The sequence below is a fragment of the Actinoplanes sp. CA-051413 genome (assembly GCF_050955795.1).
Taxonomy (GTDB): domain Bacteria; phylum Actinomycetota; class Actinomycetes; order Mycobacteriales; family Micromonosporaceae; genus Actinoplanes.
Genome location: NZ_CP192100.1, coordinates 6,175,413 through 6,196,383, shown reverse-complemented (window position 1 = coordinate 6,196,383; position 20,971 = coordinate 6,175,413). Strand labels below are relative to the sequence as shown.

Annotated in this window: 16 protein-coding genes; 6 read left to right on the top strand and 10 right to left on the bottom strand. The window is 71.2% G+C overall.

What is annotated here, in order from left to right:
• Positions 1 to 12: 12 nt before the first annotated feature.
• The 6 genes from lpdA to ACQP2Y_RS29210 all read right to left on the bottom strand — a co-directional run bounded on the left by lpdA (position 13) and on the right by ACQP2Y_RS29210 (position 8,910).
• Complete coding sequence (gene lpdA / locus ACQP2Y_RS29235; protein ID WP_433718286.1) at positions 13 to 1,413, bottom strand: dihydrolipoyl dehydrogenase; 1,401 nt, start codon at positions 1,411 to 1,413, stop codon at positions 13 to 15.
• Positions 1,414 to 1,438: 25 nt separating this feature from the next.
• Positions 1,439 to 2,836 carry a family 43 glycosylhydrolase gene (locus ACQP2Y_RS29230; RefSeq protein WP_433718284.1) on the bottom strand — a complete coding sequence of 466 codons (1,398 nt, stop codon included), beginning with the start codon at positions 2,834 to 2,836 and terminating at the stop codon, positions 1,439 to 1,441.
• Complete coding sequence (locus tag ACQP2Y_RS29225) at positions 2,833 to 5,376, bottom strand: alpha-L-arabinofuranosidase C-terminal domain-containing protein (RefSeq protein ID WP_433718283.1); 2,544 nt, start codon at positions 5,374 to 5,376, stop codon at positions 2,833 to 2,835. The genes ACQP2Y_RS29230 and ACQP2Y_RS29225 overlap by 4 nt, the downstream gene beginning before the upstream one ends.
• Before the next feature lie 89 nt (positions 5,377 to 5,465).
• Positions 5,466 to 6,239, bottom strand: a complete 774-nt coding sequence (locus ACQP2Y_RS29220; protein ID WP_433718281.1) for a glycerophosphodiester phosphodiesterase — start codon at positions 6,237 to 6,239, stop codon at positions 5,466 to 5,468.
• On the bottom strand, positions 6,230 to 7,984 hold the full coding sequence (locus ACQP2Y_RS29215) for an acyl-CoA dehydrogenase (RefSeq protein ID WP_433718280.1): 1,755 nt from the start codon (positions 7,982 to 7,984) through the stop codon (positions 6,230 to 6,232). The genes ACQP2Y_RS29220 and ACQP2Y_RS29215 overlap by 10 nt, the downstream gene beginning before the upstream one ends.
• A 23-nt stretch (positions 7,985 to 8,007) precedes the next feature.
• Entirely contained in the window at positions 8,008 to 8,910 is a 903-nt protein-coding gene (locus ACQP2Y_RS29210; RefSeq protein ID WP_433718279.1) for an alpha/beta fold hydrolase, read from the bottom strand.
• A gap of 87 nt (positions 8,911 to 8,997) precedes the next feature.
• On the opposite strand from ACQP2Y_RS29210, the gene ACQP2Y_RS29205 reads away from it, so the two are divergent.
• The gene (locus ACQP2Y_RS29205) at positions 8,998 to 9,477 is read left to right on the top strand and encodes a MarR family winged helix-turn-helix transcriptional regulator (protein WP_433718277.1); all 480 of its coding nucleotides are present in this window, start codon (positions 8,998 to 9,000) and stop codon (positions 9,475 to 9,477) included.
• A gap of 18 nt (positions 9,478 to 9,495) precedes the next feature.
• Here the strand turns inward: ACQP2Y_RS29205 and ACQP2Y_RS29200 are convergent, their stop codons facing one another.
• Together ACQP2Y_RS29200 and ACQP2Y_RS29195 are read right to left on the bottom strand one after the other, a co-directional pair.
• Positions 9,496 to 11,202 (bottom strand): DUF1996 domain-containing protein, encoded by a 1,707-nt coding sequence (locus ACQP2Y_RS29200; RefSeq protein ID WP_433718276.1) that lies wholly within the window; start codon positions 11,200 to 11,202, stop codon positions 9,496 to 9,498.
• A gap of 147 nt (positions 11,203 to 11,349) precedes the next feature.
• Positions 11,350 to 12,357: a LacI family DNA-binding transcriptional regulator gene (locus ACQP2Y_RS29195; protein WP_433718275.1), complete on the bottom strand. Its 1,008-nt coding sequence runs from the start codon at positions 12,355 to 12,357 to the stop codon at positions 11,350 to 11,352.
• A 308-nt stretch (positions 12,358 to 12,665) separates the two neighbouring features.
• Between ACQP2Y_RS29195 and ACQP2Y_RS29190 the strand changes: the two genes are divergently transcribed.
• The 3 genes from ACQP2Y_RS29190 to ACQP2Y_RS29180 all read left to right on the top strand — a co-directional run bounded on the left by ACQP2Y_RS29190 (position 12,666) and on the right by ACQP2Y_RS29180 (position 16,330).
• On the top strand, positions 12,666 to 14,417 hold the full coding sequence (locus tag ACQP2Y_RS29190) for a LamG domain-containing protein (protein WP_433718273.1): 1,752 nt from the start codon (positions 12,666 to 12,668) through the stop codon (positions 14,415 to 14,417).
• Positions 14,418 to 14,509: 92 nt separating this feature from the next.
• Complete coding sequence (locus tag ACQP2Y_RS29185; protein WP_433718271.1) at positions 14,510 to 15,391, top strand: helix-turn-helix domain-containing protein; 882 nt, start codon at positions 14,510 to 14,512, stop codon at positions 15,389 to 15,391.
• A gap of 75 nt (positions 15,392 to 15,466) precedes the next feature.
• Positions 15,467 to 16,330 (top strand): MBL fold metallo-hydrolase, encoded by an 864-nt coding sequence (locus ACQP2Y_RS29180; protein ID WP_433718270.1) that lies wholly within the window; start codon positions 15,467 to 15,469, stop codon positions 16,328 to 16,330.
• A gap of 95 nt (positions 16,331 to 16,425) precedes the next feature.
• On the opposite strand, the gene ACQP2Y_RS29175 is transcribed toward ACQP2Y_RS29180, so the two are convergent.
• Together ACQP2Y_RS29175 and ACQP2Y_RS29170 are read right to left on the bottom strand one after the other, a co-directional pair.
• Positions 16,426 to 18,105, bottom strand: coding sequence for a galactose-binding domain-containing protein (locus tag ACQP2Y_RS29175; protein WP_433718268.1), 1,680 nt, complete (start codon positions 18,103 to 18,105; stop codon positions 16,426 to 16,428).
• Between the two features lie 188 nt (positions 18,106 to 18,293).
• A complete protein-coding gene (locus ACQP2Y_RS29170) occupies positions 18,294 to 19,739 on the bottom strand; it encodes a DHA2 family efflux MFS transporter permease subunit (protein WP_433718266.1) in 1,446 nt (481 codons plus the stop codon).
• A gap of 71 nt (positions 19,740 to 19,810) precedes the next feature.
• Between ACQP2Y_RS29170 and ACQP2Y_RS29165 the strand changes: the two genes are divergently transcribed.
• Together ACQP2Y_RS29165 and ACQP2Y_RS29160 are read left to right on the top strand one after the other, a co-directional pair.
• On the top strand, positions 19,811 to 20,383 hold the full coding sequence (locus tag ACQP2Y_RS29165) for a TetR/AcrR family transcriptional regulator (RefSeq protein WP_433718265.1): 573 nt from the start codon (positions 19,811 to 19,813) through the stop codon (positions 20,381 to 20,383).
• 34 nt (positions 20,384 to 20,417) lie between these two features.
• A complete protein-coding gene (locus ACQP2Y_RS29160; RefSeq protein ID WP_433718262.1) occupies positions 20,418 to 20,894 on the top strand; it encodes a MarR family winged helix-turn-helix transcriptional regulator in 477 nt (158 codons plus the stop codon).
• Positions 20,895 to 20,971: the final 77 nt, after the last annotated feature.

The window sequence follows — 20,971 nt, the reverse complement described above, 5'->3', positions numbered from 1 at the left end:
CCTCGTCGCGGATCAGAGGTTGATCATGTGGCCGGTGAGGCCGTGGAACGCCTCCTGCAGGGCCTCGCTCAGCGTCGGGTGGGTGTGCACGTTGCGGGCCAGCTCGTTCGCCGTGAGGTCCCACTTCTGGGCCAGCGTCAGCTCCGGCAGCAGCTCGGAGACGTCCGGGCCGATCAGGTGCCCGCCCAGCAGCTCGTTGTACTTCGCGTCGGCGACCAGCTTGACGAAGCCGGTCGGCTCGGCCAGGCCGTGCGCCTTGCCGTTCGCGGTGAACGGGAACGTCGACACCTTGACGTCGTAGCCCTCGTCTCGGGCCTGCTGCTCGGTCAGGCCGAAGCTGGCCACCTGCGGCTGGCAGAACGTCGCCCGCGGCATCATCCGGTAGTCGCCCAGCGTCATCGTCTCCGCGCCGGCGATCGTCTCCGCGGCCACCACACCCTGCGCCTCCGCGACGTGGGCGAGCTGGAGCTTCGCGGTCACGTCGCCGATCGCGTACAGGTGAGCGATGTTGGTCCGCATGTGGTCGTCGATCTCGATCGCGCCGCGGTCGGTGAGCTTGACCCCGGTGTTCTCCAGGCCGTAGCCCTCGACGCGGGGGGCGAAGCCGACCGACATCATCACCCGGTCGGCCTCGATGGTCTCGTTCTTGCCGTTCTTCGCGGTGTAGCTGACCACGACCGAGGAGCCCTTGTCGGTCACCGTCTCGACCTTGGCCGAGGTCAGGATCGGGATGCCGAGCTTGCGGTACTGCTTGGTGATCTCCTTGGAGACGTCGGCGTCCTCGTTGGGCAGGGCCCGGTCGAGGTACTCGATGATGGTGACGTCCACGCCGTAGTTCTTCAGGACGTAGCCGAACTCCATGCCGATCGCGCCGGCCCCGACGATGACGATCGAGGACGGCAGGTCGCGGTCCATGATCTGGGTCTCGTACGTCACCACGTTGTCGCTCAGCTCGACACCGGGCAGCAGGCGCACCGTCGAGCCGGTGGCGATGATCGCGTTGTCGAAGGTCAGCGTCTCGGTGCCACCGGAGCTCAGCGTCACGTCGACGGAGTTGGCGTCGCGGAACACGCCCCGGCCGTCGTACTCCATGATCTTGTTCTTCTTCATCAGGTAGTGCACGCCCTTGACCCGGCCGTCGGCGACCGTACGGCTGCGGTCGAAGGCCACGCCGAAGTCGAAGCTCACGTCCCCGCTCATGCCGAAGGTCTTGGCCTGGGTGTGGAAGATGTGCGCCAGCTCGGCGTTGCGCAGCAGCGCCTTCGACGGGATGCAGCCGACATTCAGGCAGACGCCGCCCCAGTACTTCTCCTCCACCACCGCGGTCCGCAGGCCGAGCTGGGCGGCGCGGATCGCGGCGACGTAGCCACCGGGTCCCGCGCCGAGGACGATCAGGTCGTAGTGCTCACTCATGGGTCAAGTATCCCGCAGGAGGGGCTCAGCTGAGGAGGAAGACGGACGCGGCGCCCGTCACCACCACCCCGTTGCGGTGCCGCAGGTAGCGGGTGGGGTCCTCGGCCAGCTGGAGGTGGACGCCGCGGCCCCGCGGCACCCGGCGGAAGCCGGTCGGGGTGCCCGCCTCGAGGAGGACCACGCCGTCCACGATCCGCACGTGCCGGTCGGGGAAATCGACCGACTGCAGGTGCTCGACGCCGCCGGCGCCGCCGACGAAGCGGAACTGCGTCGTGGCGAGCGCATGATCCGGCGGGCGGACCACCAGCGCGGTGCCGTCGTGGGTGATGAACTGCCGCGGGGTGTCGGCGGGGGACAGCCGCACGATCGGGCCGCCGGCGCCGACCGGTACGCCGAACAGCGGCGTGCCGTCCGGGTGCCAGTACAGGCGCTGCACCCGGGTGTGCCGGTTGGGGTCGTACAGCGGGTCGCCGGTGATGTCGCGGTAGTCGCGGGCGTGGTAGACCAGCACGTCCGTGACGCCGTCCTCGGCCACCGTGAAGCTGTTGTGCCCCGGGCCGTACCGGTCGGTCTCCGGCCGGGTCACGAAGACCGGGTCCGGGCTCTTGGTCCACGACGAGTTGGCCAGCAGGTCGGCGCGGGCGTCCGCGGTCAGCAGGCCCATGCAGTAGCGGGCGTCAGTGGCGCTGGCCGAGAAGGTCAGGAAGACCCGGCCGTTGCGGATCAGCACCGCGGGGCCCTCGTTGACCTTGAAGCCCTGGATCTCCCAGCTCTTCGTGGGGGTGGCGATCCGGGTGGGCTTGCTCTTCAGCGCCCAGGGCGAGCTCATCTCGGCGATGTAGAGGCTGGTGTTGACCGCGATCTCCGGCTCGCTCTGGGCCCACACCAGGTAGCGCCGCCCGCGGTGGGCGAAGGTGGTGGCGTCCAGCGAGAAGCTCTCCCACTCGGTGGCGATCTGGCCCTTCAGCGTCCAGCCGGCCGGGTCGGTGGGGTCGGCCGCGGCCGATTCGAGCACGTACATCCGGATCCGGAAGACGTCGTCGGAGTCGCCGGCGGCGAAGTAGATGTACCACTTGCCGTCGATGCGGTGCAGCTCCGGCGCCCAGATGTGGCCACCCATCTTCCCGGTCGCCGGGCGGCGCCAGACCACCGACTCGGCCGCGGTGGCCAGCCCGTCGATGGTGGTGGCGCCGCGGACGACGATCCGGTCGTACTCGGGGACCGAGCCGGTGAAGTAGTAGCGGCCCCGGTGCCGCGGGGTGATGAACGGGTCGGCGCGCTGCTCGATGAGCGGGTTGCGGGTGGTCACGCCGTAGATCTGGGCGTCGGTACGGGCCTTGCGGGCCTGCGCCGGGGAGGCGGCCAGGACGACGCCCGCGCCCACCCCTCCCAGCAGCAGGGTACGGCGGCTGATGTCGTTCACGAGGTCCTCCGGATGCGCAGGAAGGTCACGGAGTTCGCCGCGAAGGTGCGGGTGAACTTCGCGGAGATGCCGTTGACGGTCGTGGTGACCGGCTGGATCGGTTCGGCCGAGCGGGTGTTCTGCTCCTGCGGGTCGCCGGTGATGACGGTCATCCGGGCCTGCTTGGCGACCTTGCGCCCGCCGAGGTCCACGGTGGTCACGGCCGGCTCGTCCTGGGCGTTGACCACCTTGACGATGAGCTCGCCGGTCTTGTCGTCCTGGGTGACGACCTGGGCGAACGGCTCGGTCACCTGGTCGTCGGTGAAGCTGCCCCACTCGGCGCCGTTGAGGAACAGCCGCACCTGGGTGCCGCGGACCTCGATGCGGATGTCGTACGTGGTCCCGGTGGTGATCGAGTTCGGCTTGGCCAGCACAATCTCCTTGGACCCGCCGGCACCCTTCTGGATCGCGCCCTGGGTGTTGTTCCAGCCGCCCAGGTTCCACCAGTAGAGCTCGCCGGAGGGCTGCACGCCGAACGCGACCAGGAAGCCCTCGGCGCCGGCCTGCTTGGTGGCCTTGAGCGTCAGGTCGTAGTCGGTGGCGGTGATGTTGCCCGCCTTGACCAGGGTGTCCAGCGCGGCCGTGTCGGTCTGGCGGTAGGCGCCGTCGACGACCGACCAGGCGCCGCGCGGCTCCACCGGCGTCCACTGCCCGGCGCCGCCGGAGAAGTTGTCGCTGAACAGCACAGCGCCGTCCGGGGCGGTCACCTTGATGTCGTCGTAGGTGGCCGCGGTGGCCCAGGTGGAGAGGCCGACGGCTCCGGTGATGGGTTTGGGCTGGACCACCTTGCCCGTCGACCTGCTGGGCACCACGCGGTCACCCACGTTGTTCATGAACAGCTTCTGCATCTGGTAGCTGGTCGAGCCCCAGGACTCGTCGTTGTCGAACCAGATCATGTCCGGCTTCCACTGCACGTGGTCGATGTTGGCCAGCAGCGGCGCGTACGAGGCCAGCTTGACCACGTCGGCGTTGCGTTCCAGCCCGGTCATGTACGACGCCTCGGCCAGCGAGTTGAACAGCTTGTTGTCCAGCGACGCGTACTCACCGAGGAAGACCTTCGGGCCGTTGCGGTCGTAGGAGTCGTAGCGCTTGTTGTTGCTCAGGAACCAGGCCGGGCTGTTGTAGTAGTGCTCGTCGACCATGGCCACCCCGGCGGCCTTGTTCTTGGCCCACAGGTTGTCGAAGGTCGCGCCCTGGTCGTCCGGCCCGGAGTTGCTCACCACGACGATCTGCGGGTACTTCGCGGCGATGGCCTCGCGGAACTTCAGGAAGTTGGCGAAGTACTCGTTCGGCAGGTTCTCCTCGTTGCCCACGGCCACGTGGGTCAGCCCGAACGGCTTCGGGTGGCCCATCTGCGCGCGCAGCTTGCCCCACGTCGAGGTGACCGGGCCGTTGGCGAACTCGATCAGGTCGAGGGCGTCCTGGATGTGGCGCTGCAGCAGGGCCGGGTCGTCGGTCGCCCGGTTCTGCCCGCAGCCGGTGACCAGCGCCGGCAGCACGGGCAGCGGCATCGCGCCGATGTCCTCGGAGAACTGGAAGTACTCGTAGTAGCCCAGCCCGTAGGACTGGTTGTAGCCCCAGAAGTTGGCGTTGGTGGCCCGCGTCTCGACCGGCCCGACGGTGTCCTTCCACTGGTACGAGCGCGCTCGCGGGTAGTTCGCCGCCGCGTCGTAGCCGGCCATGCTGCCGGTGTTGACCAGGCAGCCGCCGGGGAAGCGCACGAAGCCGGGACGCAGCGCGGCGATCTTGTCGGCGAGGTCCTTGCGCAGGCCGTTGGGGCGGGCCTTGTAGGTGTCGCGGGGGAACAGCGAGACCATGTCCAGGCGCAGGGTGCCGGTGCCGCCGGCGAGCACGGCCAGCCGGCCGGCGTCGGTGGTGCGGGTCGCCCGGACGGTGGCCGGGTAGCGCGTCCAGGAGTCACCGCGAATGGTGAGCGAGACCGGCGCGGCGAGCGGTTGACCAGCGCTGTCGCGCAGGGTCACCGACAGCGGCGTGCCGGCGGGGGAGTCGCTGCGGGCCCAGACCGAGAAGTCGTACGTGGCCCCGCGGGTCACCGCGAAACCGGTGTTGTACCCCGCGTTCGTGACGCCGTAGCGCCCGCCGGCCGGGTTGGTCAGCGCCAGCTTGAGGTAGGTGCGGTTGCGCTCGTTGAGCCGGGCCGCGTCGTCGGCGGTGGTCGCCGTGCCCGCGCCGCCGGCCTCCGCGCCGGGCGTCCAGGCGGTCAGCCCGTTGTAGGCGGCGTTGTCGGCCGGGAGGAACTCGAAGGAGCGGTTGCGGACCAGCTCGGCGTAGAGGCCGCCGTCAGCCGCGAAGTTGATGTCCTCGAAGAAGACGCCGTACATGGAGTCGGCGATCTCCGGTCCGGTGGCGCCCCGGTCGACGGTGATCGTGTAGTCGGGCGGGGTGGCCGGGGCCTGAGCCAGGCCCGGCGCCGCGCCGCCGACGGTGGCGAGCAGCACCGTCACGGTCGCGAGACCGAGGAGCGCACGGTACGGGGACATCTGTGTCCTCCTATGTGAACGTTAACAACGCAGGCCGATTATCATCGACGCATAACACGCCGTCAATGCCCTCGTAACCGAACTTGTTGTTATGAGAGCGGGAGCCCGCGAGTCGTGTAGACCTCGCGCAGCACCTCGGGGCGGTCGGTCATGATGCCGTCCACGCCCAGGTCGAGCAGCCGGTCCATCTCCGCCGGATCGTCGATCGTCCAGACGTGTACCTGCAGGCCCAGCCGGTGCGCCCGGGTGATGAACCGCCGGTCCACGATGGGCACCCGGCCGTGGCGGGTCGGGACCTGGGCCGCGACCGCCGAGGCCGGCAGCCGCAGCGGTGTGCCCGCCCAGGACGACAGCCGCAGCCGCGCCACCTCGCCCCGGCCCAAGGAGGTCGCCACCCGCGGGCCGGCCAGCGCCCGCACCCGGGCCAGCCGCGCGTCGCTGAACGAGGCCAGCAGCACCCGGTCGGCGGCGTCGCTGCGCCGGATCACGTCGACCGTCGGACCCGTCGCGGTGTCGGCCTTGACGTCGATGTTGAACCGGATCTGCGGCCAGGCGGCCAGCACCTCGTCCAGGCGGGGCACCGCGCCCGCCCCGCCGATCCGCAGCGTCGCCAGGTCGGCCCAGCGCAGGTCGGCCACTCGGCCCGCGGTGCCGGTGAGCCGATCCAGCGAGGCGTCGTGGAAGACCACCGGTACGCCGTCCGCGGTGGCGTGCACGTCCGTCTCGACGTACCGGAAGCCCAGGGCGATCGCCCGCGCGAACGCCTCCGCCGTGTTCTCGTCGCCGGCGGCGGCCCCGCCGCGATGGGCGAACGCCAGCGGGGTGGGGGAGTCCAGGAAGGGCAGGCGGGCCCCTACAGACACGCGTCGTCCAGCTCGGCCAGCAGGGTGTCCCCGCTCTCCAACAGCTCGAACCAAGCCGTGGTTCGGGGCAGCTCGTGCGTGAAGAAGTAGCGGGCGGCGAGGCGCTTGCCGTCGTAGAACGAGCCCTCCCGGCCCGCCGCGGCGCTCGCCTGCTCCAGCCACATCCACGCGATGACCAGGTGACCGGCGGCGTTCAGGTAGGCGGTCGAGTTGGCCAGCGCGCGTTCCGGATCGCCGTCCGACCAGAGCTTGCCGGTGACCTCGACCAGCCGCTCGCAGCCCGCCTCCAGCAGCCGGGCATAGTCGGCGAGCTCGGCCGGCGCGCGCCCGGCGGCCTGGCGGATCGTGCTGACCAGCAGCTTGAGGCCGGCCCCGTCGCGCATGACCACCTTGCGGCCCAGCAGGTCCAGGCCCTGGATGCCGTCGGTGCCCTCATGGATCGGGTTGAGCCGGTTGTCGCGGTAGAACTGCTCGACCGGATACTCCCGGGTGTAGCCGTAGCCACCGTGCACCTGGATGGCGTGGTCGTTGGCCAGCAGGCACCACTGCGACGGCCACGCCTTGACGATCGGCGTCAGCACGTCCAGCAGCAGCTGCGCCTCGGCGGCCGCCGAGGGGTCACCGGTCTCCTGCTCGTCGACGAGCTTGGCCGCGTACAGGACCAGGGCCAGGCCGCCCTCGACGTAGGTCTTGGACGCCAGCAGCATCCGGCGCACGTCCGGGTGCCGGATGATCGGCACCGGCGGGGCGACCGGATCCTTGCCGGCCACCGGGCGGCCCTGCAGGCGCTCGCGGGCGTACGCCAGCGCGTGCAGATAACCCGTGTAGCCCAGCGCCACCGCGCCGGCGCCCACGCCGATCCGCGCCTCGTTCATCATCTGGAACATGTAGGCCAGCCCACGCCCCTCCTCGCCGACCAGGTACGCCTCGCTGTCGGTGAACGACAGCACCGCGTTGGTCGTGCCCCGGAAGCCCATCTTGTGGTTCAGCCCGGCCAGCTCCACGCCGTTGCGCGCGCCCACCCGGCCGTCGTCGCCGACCAGGTGCTTGGGCACGATGAAGAGTGACAGGCCCTTCACTCCGGCCGGTGCCCCGGCGACCCGGGCCAGCACCAGGTGCACGATTGTCTCGCTGAGCTCGTGATCGCCGCCGGAGATCCACATCTTGCTGCCGGTGACCCGGTAGCTCCCGTCACCGGCCGGCACCGCGCGCGTGGTGACGTCGCTCAGCGAGGAGCCGGCCTGCGGCTCGGACAGGCACATCGTGCCGGTGAAGCGGCCGTCCAGCATGGGCTCCACGAACCGGGCGACGTGCTCGGGCGCGGCGTGGGTGAGCAGCAGGTTGGCGTTCGCCATGGTCAGCAGCGGGTACGCCGAGGTGGCGATGTTGGCGGCCTGGAACCACGCGAAGCAGGCCCGGGCCATCACGTGCGGCAGCTGCAGCCCGCCGACCGCCTCGTCCATCGACCCGGCCAGCAGCCCGGAGTCGTTGAACGCGGTCAGCGCGGCCTTGACCTCCGGGATGATGTGCACCCGCTCGCCGTCGAAGCGCGGCTCCTCGGCGTCGTTGCGCCGGTTGTGGGGCGCGAACTCACGCTCGGCGATCTGCGCGGAGACCTCCAGGAAGGCGTCGAACGTCTCGCGGGAGTGCTCGGCGAAGCGCGGCCGGGAGGTCAGCCCGGCCACGTCGAGCCACTCGTAGAGCAGGAACTCGAGGTCGCGCTGCGAGAGGATGCTGGACGCCATCAGCCCACCCTAGCGTCCGCCGTTCAGCCGGCCCGGCGGCCGTTGTCGACGTGCGCCACGAAGTCCAGCACCGCGTTGGCCAGTGCTTCGGGGGCTTCCTGCGCCACGAAATGACCGACGCCCTCGAGGCGTACGGCGGTGAGCTCGCCGGCGCTCACCTGGCGGAAGGTCTGCTCGGTGAACGGGGCGCTGAACGCGTCGACGGTGAGGACCGGCATGGTCAGCGGGCGCTCTTCGGCCAGGGCCCGGGTGCTGCCCGCGTCGGCGAAGACGGCCTGGTAGAGACCGGTCGTGCCACGCCAGCCGCCGGGGCGCGCGTACGAGCGGGTGAACTCGTCGATGTCGGCCTCGGTGACGGCGTCCTCGACCGCGGTCATCAGGGGGTAGGCCCAGTCGGCGAGCAGCTGCCGTTCGTGGCCGGGCAGGAGCATCTCCGGGACGCCCGGGGCGGCGAGGAATCCGACGTGCCAGGAGCCGCCGTGGTTGACGTCGGCGAGGCTCTCCAGCCCGTAGCCGGCCAGGGTCGACTCGACCGCGGTGAGGCTCAGGACGTCGTCGGGATGCGTGGCGGCGAAGCGGAAACCGAGGCCACCGCTGATGTCCTGGCACAGCACGTGGACCGGCCCGGCGCCGAGCTGCCCGGTCAGGTGGTGCAGGTCCTCGGCCGAGGTGGCGTCGTCGTAGTCGCCGTCGGCGGTGCCCGAGTCACCGAACCCGCGCAGGTCGACGGCGAAGACCCGGTGCGTCGTGGCCAGCAGCGGGATCAGCTTGTGGAAGGCCCACCAGGTCTCCGGCCAGCCGTGCACGAGCAGGATCGCGGAGCCGGTGGTTCCGGCCGAGACGTAGTGCAGCCGGGTGCCGTTGACGTCCGCGACTTGGTGGGTGACGCCGGGAACGGTGGCCCCGGCAGGCGTGACGACGGGCATGGGTGGCTCCTCAAATAGACAGCCTGGGTGTCGATAAAAGATAGACACCCAGGCTGTCTTTGTCAAAGGCTCTTATAGGCTGCCCGTATGTCCCGATCCGGAGCCGACCTCGCCCTGCTCCTGCTCGGCGGATTCCGTGACCTGGCCGATCGCGCGACGGCCGAGCTCGCCGCGCGGGGCTACCGGGACGTCCGGCCGGTGCACGACTTCGCGCTGCGGGCGATCCTCTCCGGCGCGGACAGCGCCTCCGAGCTCGGCCGGCGGATGTCCGTCGCCAAGCAGTCCGCGGCGAAGACGATCGCCGGGCTGGAGGAGCGCGAGTTCGTGCGGCGCGAGCCCGACCCGGCCGACCGGCGGCGGAACCGCCTGACGGTCACCGAGCACGGGCTCGCGATGCTGCGCGAGGGCGAGGCGATCTTCGACGAGTTGCGCGAGCAGTGGGAACGGCAGGTGGGGGCGGACTCCGTCAAGGTGCTCGAGGAGACCCTCGGACGGCTGCTCGCCGGCAACACCGTCCGGCTGGACACGCCGGGCTGGCTCATGCGGGACCTGTCCGGCGAGAGCTGATCCGCCCTCCTACCGCGCTCAGCCGCAGCGCCGGCCGCTGTTGACGCAGGCGGCGATCTTGCTCATCTGCCGGTCGGTGTTGACGTTGACGTAGTCGTTGTGGTCCGAGAACGGGTTGTGGTTCTCCTCGGGGAACGAGTCGAGCGCGTACTGGCCCTTCTCCTGCACGTCGCGCGGGATGTCGTAGGAGATGCTGATCCGCAGCTGCGGGATCGCCCGGAAACCCTGCGGGCAGGAGCCGGTCTGCTTGTCAGCGAAGGCCAGGTGGGCACGGTGGTTGTCGCTGTCGATGTCCTTGCCGTTCCAGCAGCCGGGGAAGTCCTGCACGCGCATCACCTTGCTGCCGGCCGGGCAGATCGGGTACTTGTCCGACAGCCGGTCGGCGAAGCCGGAACAGGTCCAGGTCGCGCGGGCGTTCGCCGGGCCACGGCTGGTGGGCTTGGCGTCACCGGTCAGCGCCCGCAGGAAGCGCGGCATCGCGGTGACCTTGGCGGTGGCGTTGCCGCGGTACTCGATCAGCACGGCGGCGGGGCGGACGATGGCGCCGGTGTTGCCGGGCAGTTCCAGGTTCGGGCCGCTGGGCGCCGGAAGTTCCTTGTCGCCACCCGCGGCCGGAGGCTGCTTGTCGCCACCCGCGGCCGGGGGCGGAGTGTCCTGTCCCTTGCCGACGGTGCAGGCGGCGAGCTTGTCCAGCCCGGCCGGCCGGGCGGCGCGGCGGCCGATGGCGATGACGATCCGGTCGATCGTCGCGGTCCGCTTGGCCTGCAGGGCGCCCAGCACACCGCCGTCGCCCGGCGCCTGGACCAGGCGCTCGTCCGCCTGGGCGATCTGCCGGTCCAGCTCGGCCAGGTTGCGGTCCACCTCGGCCAGGGCCTGATCCGGTACGGCCGGCAGCTTGTCCCGCACCGACGGGCACCGCACGTTCGGGTTGGCGACGCTGCGCGTGGCCGCAGTGCTGTGCCCGGCGTGCAGGCCGTCGTAGCTGACCTCGCATTCCACCAGTGACACCAGCCGCCCCGACCGGCCGTTGAGCAGAGCACTGAGCTTCTTCAGGATCCGGGCCCGTTCCGCCCGCAGCGGCTTGATGACCGAGTTGTTGAAGCCTGCGTCGATCTGCCCGCGGCTCGCGGCGATCCGGTCGTTGGCCGCGGCCAGGCTCCGGTCCAGCTTCGCGAGCTGCCGGTCGACGGCCGCCCGGGAGCCGGCCGGGACGGCGGGCAGCTTGTCGCGGACCTGGGGGCACGAGACCGTCGGCACGGTCGTGGGCAGCGCCGCCGCCGTATCGGCCCGGACCGCCTTGTCGATGCGGACGACCGGCCAGAAGTACGAGGACTTGTCACCGTTGCGGCACGTCGTCCCGGCGGCGGCCAGAGCCTCGTCCGGGGTGTCCGCGGTGATCGCCTGGTTGCCCACGAAGTCGTGCACGTGTTCGGCGCCGTTCTTGATGCCCGGCTGCGCCACCGGGTTGTCCGGGCTGAACTTGCCGTTGCCGTTGGTGCCGCAGTCCACGGTGAAGGTGCCGGTGGCGGCTCCCCGCCGCGGCTTCGGCGTCACGACGTTCGGCGCCACCTTGGCGATGGGCACGTAGTCGGCGAGGCTGGTCTCCGCCGAGGCCTCGCCCTTGCCGCCGCTGGACACGAAGTAGCCCGTGACTCCCGCGGTCACGATCAGTGTGGCGGCGACGGCGACCAGCCGTGCCGGACCGGTCCTGCTGCTGACCCTCATGGTGATTTCCCTCCGGACGCGGCAGGCCGGACGGCCCGCTGCGCCGGTGGATACGCCGGGAGGATCGACGCCGATCGGTTCGCGGCGGTGGCGTCACCGGTCGGTAAGATCCGGTCGCCGTGTGTGGTGAGACGGTGGCGCTGTGTCTCAGTCTCGGGGCGGGCGGGTGCTGTCGCGGACGATGAGCTCGGTGGCCAGCTCGATCCGGGGTGCCTGGATCTCCTCGCCGCGGGCCAGCCGCAGGATGCTGCGGGCGGCGAGCCCGCCCATCTCGGCCAGCGGCTGCCGCACCGTGGTGAGCGGCGGCGACGCCCAGCGCGCCTCGGGCAGGTCGTCGAAGCCCACCACGCTCAGGTCGTCCGGCACCCGCAGGCCGCGCTGCCGGGCTGCCTCGTGCACGCCCAGCGCCATCGTGTCGCTGGAGGCGAAGATCGCGGTCGGCGGGTCGGCCATGGCCAGCAATGACGCGCCGCCGGCGAAGCCCGAGTCGTAGAGGAAGTCGCCCTGGCGGATCAGAGCCTCGTCCGGGGTGAGGCCGGCGGCTTCCAGGCCCGCCCGGTAGCCGTCCAGCCGGGCCCGGCTGCACAGCAGGTTCTTCGGGCCGGCGACGAAGCCGACCCGGCGGTGCCCGAGCTGCACGAGGTGCTGGGTCGCCGACAGGCCACCGGCCCAGTTGGTCGCGCCGATGGTCGGCACGTCGACCATGGCGCCGCCGGCCGGGTCGATCACCACGACCGGGATGTTGAGCCGCTGGAGCTCCGCGTAGACCGGCGTACTGACGTCGGAAGTAACGAAAATCACGCCGTCGGAGGCCCGGGCGTAGAGGTTCTGCAGCCATTGCCGGGTCGCGGTGCTGCGGCGGTGCACCGCCGAGACGACCGTGCCGACCCCGGAGGTGTGCATGACGTCCTCGACGCCCCGGATGAGCTCGACCGCCCACGGGCTGTCCAGGTCGTTGAAGACCAGGTCGACCAGAGCCGCCTTGCCGGCCTGCTGGCGGGAGGCCCGCCGCCGGTATCCGTGCTGCTTGAGCAGGTTCTCCACGGTCTCGCGGGTCTGCGGCGACACGTCGGCGCGGCCGTTGAGCACCCGGGAGACCGTGGGTACCGAGACCCCGGCTTCGCGGGCGATCGCGGCGATGGTCACGCGGGCCACTGGCGTCTCCTCGTAAGTTTCGGATGCAGTTTTCGGAAGTATTCCACAGTCCTCGGCGGAAAACATGAAACGTATTAGCATCCGCGAATATCGATCGCCCTCGGTCTCCGTCTCTCCCGTCACCCCATCGGATGATCTCCGTACTTTTTGTGACCTTTCGGTCGGTTATCTGAGCCGATCGCTGGATCGGCGCTCGCGTCCTTTGGGCGCGAGCGCCGTTAGCTTGCGTTGTGCGTAATAACCGAAATGGCCGAAAATCTGTAGTACGCCGGCTGGTCCTCGTCGGCGTCTCCACCGTCGTCGCCGCCGTGGGCGGCGTCGCCCTCGCCGAAGTCGTGTCGGGCAGACCGACGCCGTCGCCGTCGTTCAACGGCCCGGTGTACGCGCTCGCCCACCGCGGTGACGTGGTCTACGTCGGCGGCAACTTCACCGGCGCCCTGGTCGGCGGCAAGACCGTGGCCCGGCAGCGGCTCGCCGCCTACGACGCGCGGACCGGCGCCCTGCTGGCCTGGAACCCCGGCGCCGACGCGACCGTGCGGGCCCTGGCCGTCGACGGCACCACCGTCTACGCCGCCGGTGACTTCGACAAGGTCGCCGGCATGGCCCGCGACGCCGTCGCCGGGGTCGACGCGAGCACCGGCAAGCCGACCACCCTCAAGCACACCGTGCTGGGCCAGCCCAACGCCCTCGCGGTCGGCAACGGCCGGCTCTACGTGGCCGGCCGGCTCACCTCCGTCGACGGCGCGCCGCGGACCAATCTGGCGGCGTTCTCGCTGGCCACCGGCGTGCTCGACGGCTGGGCGCCGACCACCGACAACACCGTGAACGCGCTGGCCGTCTACGGCAACCGGGTCTACCTCGGCGGCGGCTTCCACAAGACCAACGGGGTCAGCTCCACGCTGCGGCTCACCGCGGTCGACGGCACCAGCGCGCAGCTGGACAAGAGCTTCCTGCCCAAGCCGGTCTCGCAGGTCTTCGCGCTGGCCGCCGACGCCAACGGCGTGTACGCCGCCCTCGGCGGGCAGGGCGGCCGGGCCGTCGCCTACACCTTCGGCGGCGCGGCCCGCTGGACCCGGGTCTTCGACGGCGACGCGCAGGCGATCGTCACCCTCGACGGCACGACGTACGTCGGCGGGCACTTCGACAAGGCCTGCACCACGACCAACAATGGCGTCAAGGGCGTCTGCACCGACGGTTCCGTGCCGCGGATCAAGCTCGCCGCCGTGGACGGCGCCGGCAACCTGACCGAGTGGGCGCCGCAGGCCAACGGGGTGGTGGGGGTCCGGACGCTGGCCGCGAACCCGGCCATCGGCCTGCTCAGCATCGGCGGTGACTTCACCACGCTGGCCGGTTCCGCGCAGAAGCGCTACGCCGCCTTCGGGGGCCCGAACGCGCCCGAGGCGGCGCCGGTCGCGCCGGCGTCGCCGTACGTGGCGTCGTACAACTTCGACTCCACCGTCACCGACGGCACGTTCGACGACGGCTCCGGCAACGGTCACCTGCTCAAGGCCCTGGCGGTCAACGGCGGCGCGGTCAGGACCGTCCCGCACGGCGCCGGGCAGGGCATCGCCTTCCCGGCCAAGTGCGCGGGCACCGCCTGCGCCCGGGTCGTGCTGCAGGCCACCGACGTGCCGGACCTCAACCCCGGCAGCAAGAACCTGCGGTACGGCGCCAACGTGCTGCTCTCGCCGGCCGAGACCTCGTCGGGCGAGAACATCATGCAGAAGGGCTACTCCACCGCCGGGGGGCAGTACAAGCTCCAGGTCGACGGCATCTCCGGCAAGCCCAGCTGCGTGATGAGCGACAAGACCGACCCGGCCATCCACGTCGCCAAGAGCCAGACCTCGGTCGCGGACGGCGACTGGCACACCATCGAGTGCCGGCGGACCGGCACCGCGCTCAGCATCCTGGTCGACGACAAGGACGGCGGCAGCGCGACGGTGCCGGCGACGCTCGAGGTCGTCACCCAGCAGCCGCTGAGCATCGGCGGCAAGGGCACGGGCGTGAACAACGACCAGTTCCACGGCAGCCTCGACGACGTCTGGATCAGCGTCGGCTGACAGCCGCTCCGGGAGGCACGGCGGGACCCACTGCCGTGCCTCCCACCGGCAGGGTGTGGCTGGCCCCCGTACGGGCTGCCCATACTCGTGCCATGGACGCGAAACGACAGCTCGGCGAGTTCCTGCAGACCCGGCGCTCGCAGCTGCGGCCGCAGGACGTGGGGCTGAGCACGTACGGCGACCGGCGCCGCGTCCCGGGTCTGCGCCGCGAGGAGCTGGCGCTGCTGGCCGGGGTCAGCGCGTCCTACTACTCCCGGCTGGAGCAGGGCCAGTCGTCCAACGCCTCACCGGAGGTGCTGGACGCGATCGCCCGGGCGCTGCGGCTCGACGACGCCGAACGCGCCCACCTGCGGGAGCTGGCCGCCGGGACCCGCGGCGGCACCACGCGACGCCGGCCCGCCCCGGAACGGGTCACGCCCGCGGTCCGGCAACTGGTGACCGCGCTCGGCGACGTACCGGTGGTGGTGCTGGGCCGGCACAGTGACGTGCTCGCCTGGAACGCCGCCGGGCACGCTTTGTTCGCCGGGCACCTCGACGTGGCCGCCCCCGACAGCCGGCAGCGGCCCAACATGGCCCGCCTGGTCTTCCTCGACGAGCACACCCGCGAGCTGTACGCCGACTGGCCGGCCAAGGCCCGCGCCGTGGTGGCGACGCTGCGGATGGCCTCCGGGCACTTCCCGGACGACCCGTTGTTCGCCGGGCTGGTCGGCGAACTGTCGATGAGAAGCGCACGGTTCGCCGCGATGTGGGCCGACCACCGGGTCAAGGCCCTCGGCGACGCGGTGTACGAGATGCATCACCCGCTGGTCGGCTCCCTGACGGTCACCCAGCAGACCCTGCGCACAGAAGACGCCCAGGTCCTGGTGGTCGCGACGACCGAGCCGGGGTCGCCGTCCCAGGCGGCGCTCACGTTGCTGGTGCACAGCACGGCGACCAGCGGCACTCTGCCGGCCGAGCGGGCAGTCACCGACTGACCTTTCTTGTTCTCCTCGGGGTGCTCCGACGACGAGCGCCGGACCCCGTACGCCCTCAACCCCTCTGGAGCGACCATGCACGAGATCAAGCTCGGCGACGTCACGGTGACCCGCGTCGAGGAGATGCACGGGCCGATCATGGCGCCGGGCGCCTTCTTCCCGGAGCTGCCGGCGGACGCCTGGCAGCAGCACCGCGACCTGCTGGTGCCCGACCACCTGGGGGCCGGCGACGACCTGGTGCACGCGGCCATGCAGACCTGGCTGCTGCGCAGCGAGGGCCGCACCATCCTGGTCGACACCGGCGTCGGCAACGACAAGACCCGCCCGTCGGTGCCGATGTGGGACCACCTGGACCGGGACTTCCTGGACCGGCTCGCGACGGCCGGGGTCCGCCCGGAGGACGTCGACCTGGTGGTGAACACCCACCTGCACGCGGACCACGTCGGCTGGAACACCCGCTTGGTGGACGGGCATTGGGTCCCGACGTTCCCGAACGCCACGTACCTGATGCCGCGGGCGGACTACCAGCCCCGGACGGCCGGTGACGCCTTCGAGGACAGCGTCGTCCCGATCCACGAGTCCGGTCAGGCCCGGTTCTGGGAGGACACGCACGTGATCGACGCGAACCTGCGGCTGGAGGCGGCGCCCGGGCACACGCCCGGCTCCGCCGTGATCAAGCTCAGCTCGGGTGACGACCGGGCACTGTTCGCCGGGGACCTGCTGCACACGCCGTTGCAGCTGCTGCACCCGGAGCACAACAGCTGCTTCTGCGAGGACCCCGCGGCGGCCCGGGCCAGCCGTCGCCGGCTGCTGGGATGGGCGGCGGACGCCGGAGCACTGGTGCTGCCGGCGCACTTCAGCGGCCACAGCGCCTTCGAGGTGGCCCACCGCGGCGACGCGTTCGCCGTCAAGGAGTGGGCGGCCTTCCCTCGCTACTGACGGCGACCGCCGGGAGGTGAAAGGCCGGCGCCGGCGGGGCACCGGCCTTCCATCCCGTGTCCCTGCGGCTGAGGATGGAAGCCGCAGAGCCTGAGCTATCCCGCGTACGCCTCCAGCGTGGACACCTGACCGGCCGGCCAGCCCGTGTTGGCCGTGACGGTGATCCGGACGTAGCGCACCGAGGCGCTCGGGAAGGTCACTGTCACCTGGTTGCCGCCGGCCGGGTTGAACGTGCGGCCCGTCGCGGCGGACAGGGTGGTGAACGCGCCGCCGTCCGTGCTGCCCTGCACGCCCAGCGTCTGGGTACGGGTCTCCCAGCCCGGTGGCAGGCGCAGGACGAGGCGGGACACCGGGGTGGCGGCGCCGAGGTCCACTTGCAGCCACTGCGGGAAGGCGTTGTTCGCGCTCTCCCAGTAGGAGCCCGGGTTGCCGTCGACGGCGTTTCCCGAGCCGTACACCTGGGTGTGGCTGCTCTCCGCGGTCGGCCGGCCCGCCGCCAGGTCGCGCGCCGGATCGGGGCCCGGCCCGGGGCCGCCGCCGATCACCGGCGGGGTGGGGCGGGTCGCGGTCAGCGCGAGCTGGCCCTTGAGCATCCGGCCGCCGTCGGCGGTGATCCGCAGGTAGTAGTCGGCCGAGCAGGCGGTGCCGTCCTCGTCGAGGGCCCGGATGCCCGAACCGGCCGGCACGAACGCCGCGGTCGGCGCCGTCTTGGCGATCTGGTTGCCCTCGTTGAACTCGTCGAACATGGACACGTACAGGCCCTGGGAGCCGAGCCGGATCATGTTGTAGAGGCTGCGCCAGTAGTAGTCGCCGTGCCGGCGGTGCCCGGACGACAGGTCGCCCGGCAGCACGCAGGGCTGGTAGTCGATGCCGTGCGCCTGGCAGTCGGCGTAGTCCCCGACGTTGGCGTTGGCGTAGTACGAGTCCAGGTCGGCCGGGGTCGCCGCCCGGCCCACCATCCACGGCGAGATCATGTGGAAGGCGTGGTAGACGTCGGCGAAGCCCGGGCGCGAGTCGTTGATGCCCTGGCGCCACCACGTCGGCACCCCGCCGATGACGTAACAGCCCTGCGCCTTGAACCAGTTGATGACGTCCAGGCAGGGGGCGGGGGTGAACGGGCGGCCGGGGTCGTCGAAGCCGAAACCCCAGATGCAGACGACCGGCTTGCCGTTCTGCCGGGCGTACGCGGATGACGACGTGTGCGCGGCCATCTTCGTCAGCCAGTCGTTCTTGATCTCCTGCTGCATCGCGGTCCAGCCGGTGACGTCGTACATGATGTAGAACTTGCGGCCGGTCGCCTCGGCCGCGCCGCGGACCTTGACCGTCATGGCGTCGCGGGTCGGTCCCTCGTCGCCGGTCGGGTTGAAGCGTTGCAGCGCCGCCGTGTCGATGTTGTAGTCGCGCATCCACCGGAAGTGCGTGTCGACCGTCTGCTGGTCGTAGGAGGAGAACAGCCGGGCGCTCTGGCCGTTGCCGAGATTCGGGTAGGCCGTGGGGTAGCCGTGCTGCAGGTCGGTGAGGTCGGGCCAGGACACGATCGTGGTGTTGGCGGGAGACGGCGGCTGGAAGCGGTCGCGGCTCCAGTGCCACCAGCCGCCGATCGGGGCGCCGTCGCCGGGGCAGGAGAACCAGCCCTGGTAGCCGACGGTGATCTTGCCGACGACGTCGCCGGGCGGGGAGGCGGCGCCGGCCGGGCGGGCGAACAGGGCGGGGGAGGCGGCCGCGGCGGAGCCGGCGGCCATCGTGGACAGCACGGTACGGCGGGAGACGGGCACGGGGATGCTCCGATCCGATCCGACCTAGGGATGGAGGGGGATGTCGGATCGACGGTCATCGTGACAGCGCACGACACAGTCCCGCAATAGTTGGACCAACTTATGAAACATTCGAGATATCAGACCGCAAGAAGACGCGTGGCTACGCCGGAGCCCACGATCGGATCCCGGCGCAGCCGGTCGAGCCATCAGTGCTGGAGCGCCGGCACCGCCTCGGACACGCTCGACGGGATCTCGTCGGCCACGGGGGCCGGGCGGCGGGGCAGCCACAACGCCACGACGCCGCCGGCCGCCACGATGCAGGCGCCGACGATCACCGCGGGGACCAGCCCGTCCACGAAGGCCTGCCGGCTGGTGTAGTCGCCGGTGGAGGTGAAGATGGAGGCCAGCACCGCGATGCCGACGGCCACCCCCAGCTCGCGGATGGTGTTGTTGGCCCCGGAGGCGACGCCGCGCTCGCGGGCGGTGACGCTGGCCAGGGCCATGGTGCTGATCGGCGCGAAGGTCAGCCCCATGCCGACCCCGCTCAGCACGAACGCGATCACCAGGTCGCCGTAGCTCACCTCGGTCGTGGTGGCCAGCGCGATCCACAGGATGCCCGCGGCCAGCAACGCCTGACCCGCCACGATCAGGTTCCGCACGCCGAGGCGGTCGGCGAAGATGCCGGCCAGGGGTGCCACCACCATCGGCGCCATCGTCCACGGCAGGGTGCGGATACCTGCGTCCAGCGGGCTCAGCCCCTGCACCACCTGGAAGAACTGGGCCAGCAGGAAGACCGCGCCGAAGGTGCCGGCCGAGAAGGTCAGCGTCACGATGTTGACCAGGCTGAAGCCGCGCGAGCGGAACAGCGACAGCGGCAGCATCGGCGCGGTGTTGCGGCGCTGCCAGACCACGAACGCGGTGAGCAGCGCGGCGCCACCGGCCAGCATGGACAGCACCCGGGCCGAGGACCAGCCGTGGTCCGGACCGTCCACCACGCCCCAGACCAGCAGCAGCATGCCGGTGGCGGAGAGCAGCAGGCCCAGCGGGTCGAGCCGGACGGCGCCGCCGCGCGACTCGGGCAGCACGGTCGCGGCCAGCAGCACGGCCACGACGCCGACCGGCACGTTGAGCCAGAAGATCCAGGACCAGTCGAGACCCTCGACCACCGCGCCGCCGACCACCGGGCCGACCGCGACCCCGAGGCCGCTGATGCCGCCCCAGATCCCGACCGCCGCGCTGCGCAGCCGGTCCGGGACCGCCTGGGCCAGCAGGGTCAGTGACAGCGGGGCGACCGCGGCGCCGCCCAGGCCCTGCACCGCGCGGGACGCGGTCAGCATCCACGACTCGGTGCTCAGAGCGGCGGCGGCCGACGCGAGCGTGAACAGCACGATCCCGGCCAGGAACATCCGGCGGCGGCCGATCCGGTCGCCGATGGCGGCCGCGGTGAGCAGGAAGGCGGCGAAGGGCAACGTGTACGCGTTGACGAACCACTGCAGGTCGGTGACCGAGGCACCGAGGTCCGCGCGGATCACCGGCAGGGCCGTGGTGACCACCAGGTTGTCCAGCGTGACCATGAAAATCGGGATGCCGACGGCGGCCAGGACCGCGGCGAGAGGGCGGGGCCGGCTGGGCGCCGCGGCTGGGCTGGACATCGCGTCTCCTTGTTGTTATTCACTGATAACTAACTGAGGCCACCGTAGTTATCAACTGATAACCTGTCAACGTGACCAGGACCCGCCTCACCGCCGAGGAGCGCCACGAGCAGCTCGTGGCCGCCGCGATCACCGCCTTCGCCCGCGGCGGTTACGCCGGCACGACCACCGATCAGGTGGCCCGCCTGGCCGGCGTCTCGCAGCCGTACGTGATCCGGCTCTTCGGCACCAAGCAGGCGCTGTTCCTGGCCGCCGCCGAGCACGCCACCGGCCGCGTCGAGCAGCGCTTCCGCCAAGCGGCGGCCGAGCGGGCGGATCTGGAGAGCCTGGGCATCGCCTACGACGACCTGCTGGCCGAGCGGGATCTGATCACCGTCCTGCTGCACGCCTTCGCCGCCGGCGCCGATCCCGCGCTCGGGCCCACCGTGCGCGCCTGCTTCGGCCGGATCTACCGCACGGTCCGCGAGCTGACCGGCGCCGGCGAGGAGGAGGCCCGCGGCTTCCTGGCCAGCGGCATGCTGCTCACCGTGCTCGGCGTGCTCCAGATCATCGGGCCGGACGCGGTGCCCCGCGAGCCGTGGATGACCGAGCTGATCGGCGTGCACAACCTCGAGAAGGGCTGGCTCGGGCCCGAACCCGGATAGTTCGTGCCACGAATGTTCGGCCTACAATGGCCCGGTGGACAGTGCGGACGAGGGCCGGATCGGGGTGGTGGCCGCCCTGGTGCGGGCCACGTTCCTGGTCAATGCGGTCTATTCGGAATCGGGGCGGGAGCACGGCCTCACCCCGCAGCAGGGGCAGTTGCTGTGCGTGCTGATGAGTGGGCCGCGCGGTATGGGGGAGCTGACCACGATGCTCTCCCTGGCCAAGTCGAGCCTCACCGGCCTGGTGGACCGCACCGAACGCAACGGCCTGGTCAGCCGCGAGCCGGATCCCCGCGACACCAGAGCGGTACGGGTCGCGCTGACCCCGCACGGCAGCCGGCTCGCCGCGGAGTTCTATGCCGAGACCTGTCGCCGGGTGGAGCAGCTGACCGCCGGCCTGGACGACGCCGGACGCGACGCGCTGGCCGGGTTGCTCGGCGCTGTCGTACGTGACAACAAAGTCCCCGAGGTGTTCCTGGAGCCGGAGGTTGCAGTTCGTAGTACGAACTAATACAGTTCGTGGCACGAACTATAGGCTGTCGGAAAGGCGCTTTTCGTCCTGGGCCGCACCGAGCGGCTGGCCGCCTT

Coding starts and splice junctions, on each gene's coding strand:
- lpdA (WP_433718286.1), bottom strand. CDS start 1,413: ATGAGTGAGCACTACGACCTGATCGTCCTCGGCGCGGGACCCGGTGGC.
- ACQP2Y_RS29225 (WP_433718283.1), bottom strand. CDS start 5,376: ATGTCCCCGTACCGTGCGCTCCTCGGTCTCGCGACCGTGACGGTGCTG.
- ACQP2Y_RS29215 (WP_433718280.1), bottom strand. CDS start 7,984: ATGGCGTCCAGCATCCTCTCGCAGCGCGACCTCGAGTTCCTGCTCTAC.
- ACQP2Y_RS29210 (WP_433718279.1), bottom strand. CDS start 8,910: ATGCCCGTCGTCACGCCTGCCGGGGCCACCGTTCCCGGCGTCACCCAC.
- ACQP2Y_RS29205 (WP_433718277.1), top strand. CDS start 8,998: ATGTCCCGATCCGGAGCCGACCTCGCCCTGCTCCTGCTCGGCGGATTC.
- ACQP2Y_RS29200 (WP_433718276.1), bottom strand. CDS start 11,202: ATGAGGGTCAGCAGCAGGACCGGTCCGGCACGGCTGGTCGCCGTCGCC.
- ACQP2Y_RS29185 (WP_433718271.1), top strand. CDS start 14,510: ATGGACGCGAAACGACAGCTCGGCGAGTTCCTGCAGACCCGGCGCTCG.
- ACQP2Y_RS29180 (WP_433718270.1), top strand. CDS start 15,467: ATGCACGAGATCAAGCTCGGCGACGTCACGGTGACCCGCGTCGAGGAG.
- ACQP2Y_RS29170 (WP_433718266.1), bottom strand. CDS start 19,739: ATGTCCAGCCCAGCCGCGGCGCCCAGCCGGCCCCGCCCTCTCGCCGCG.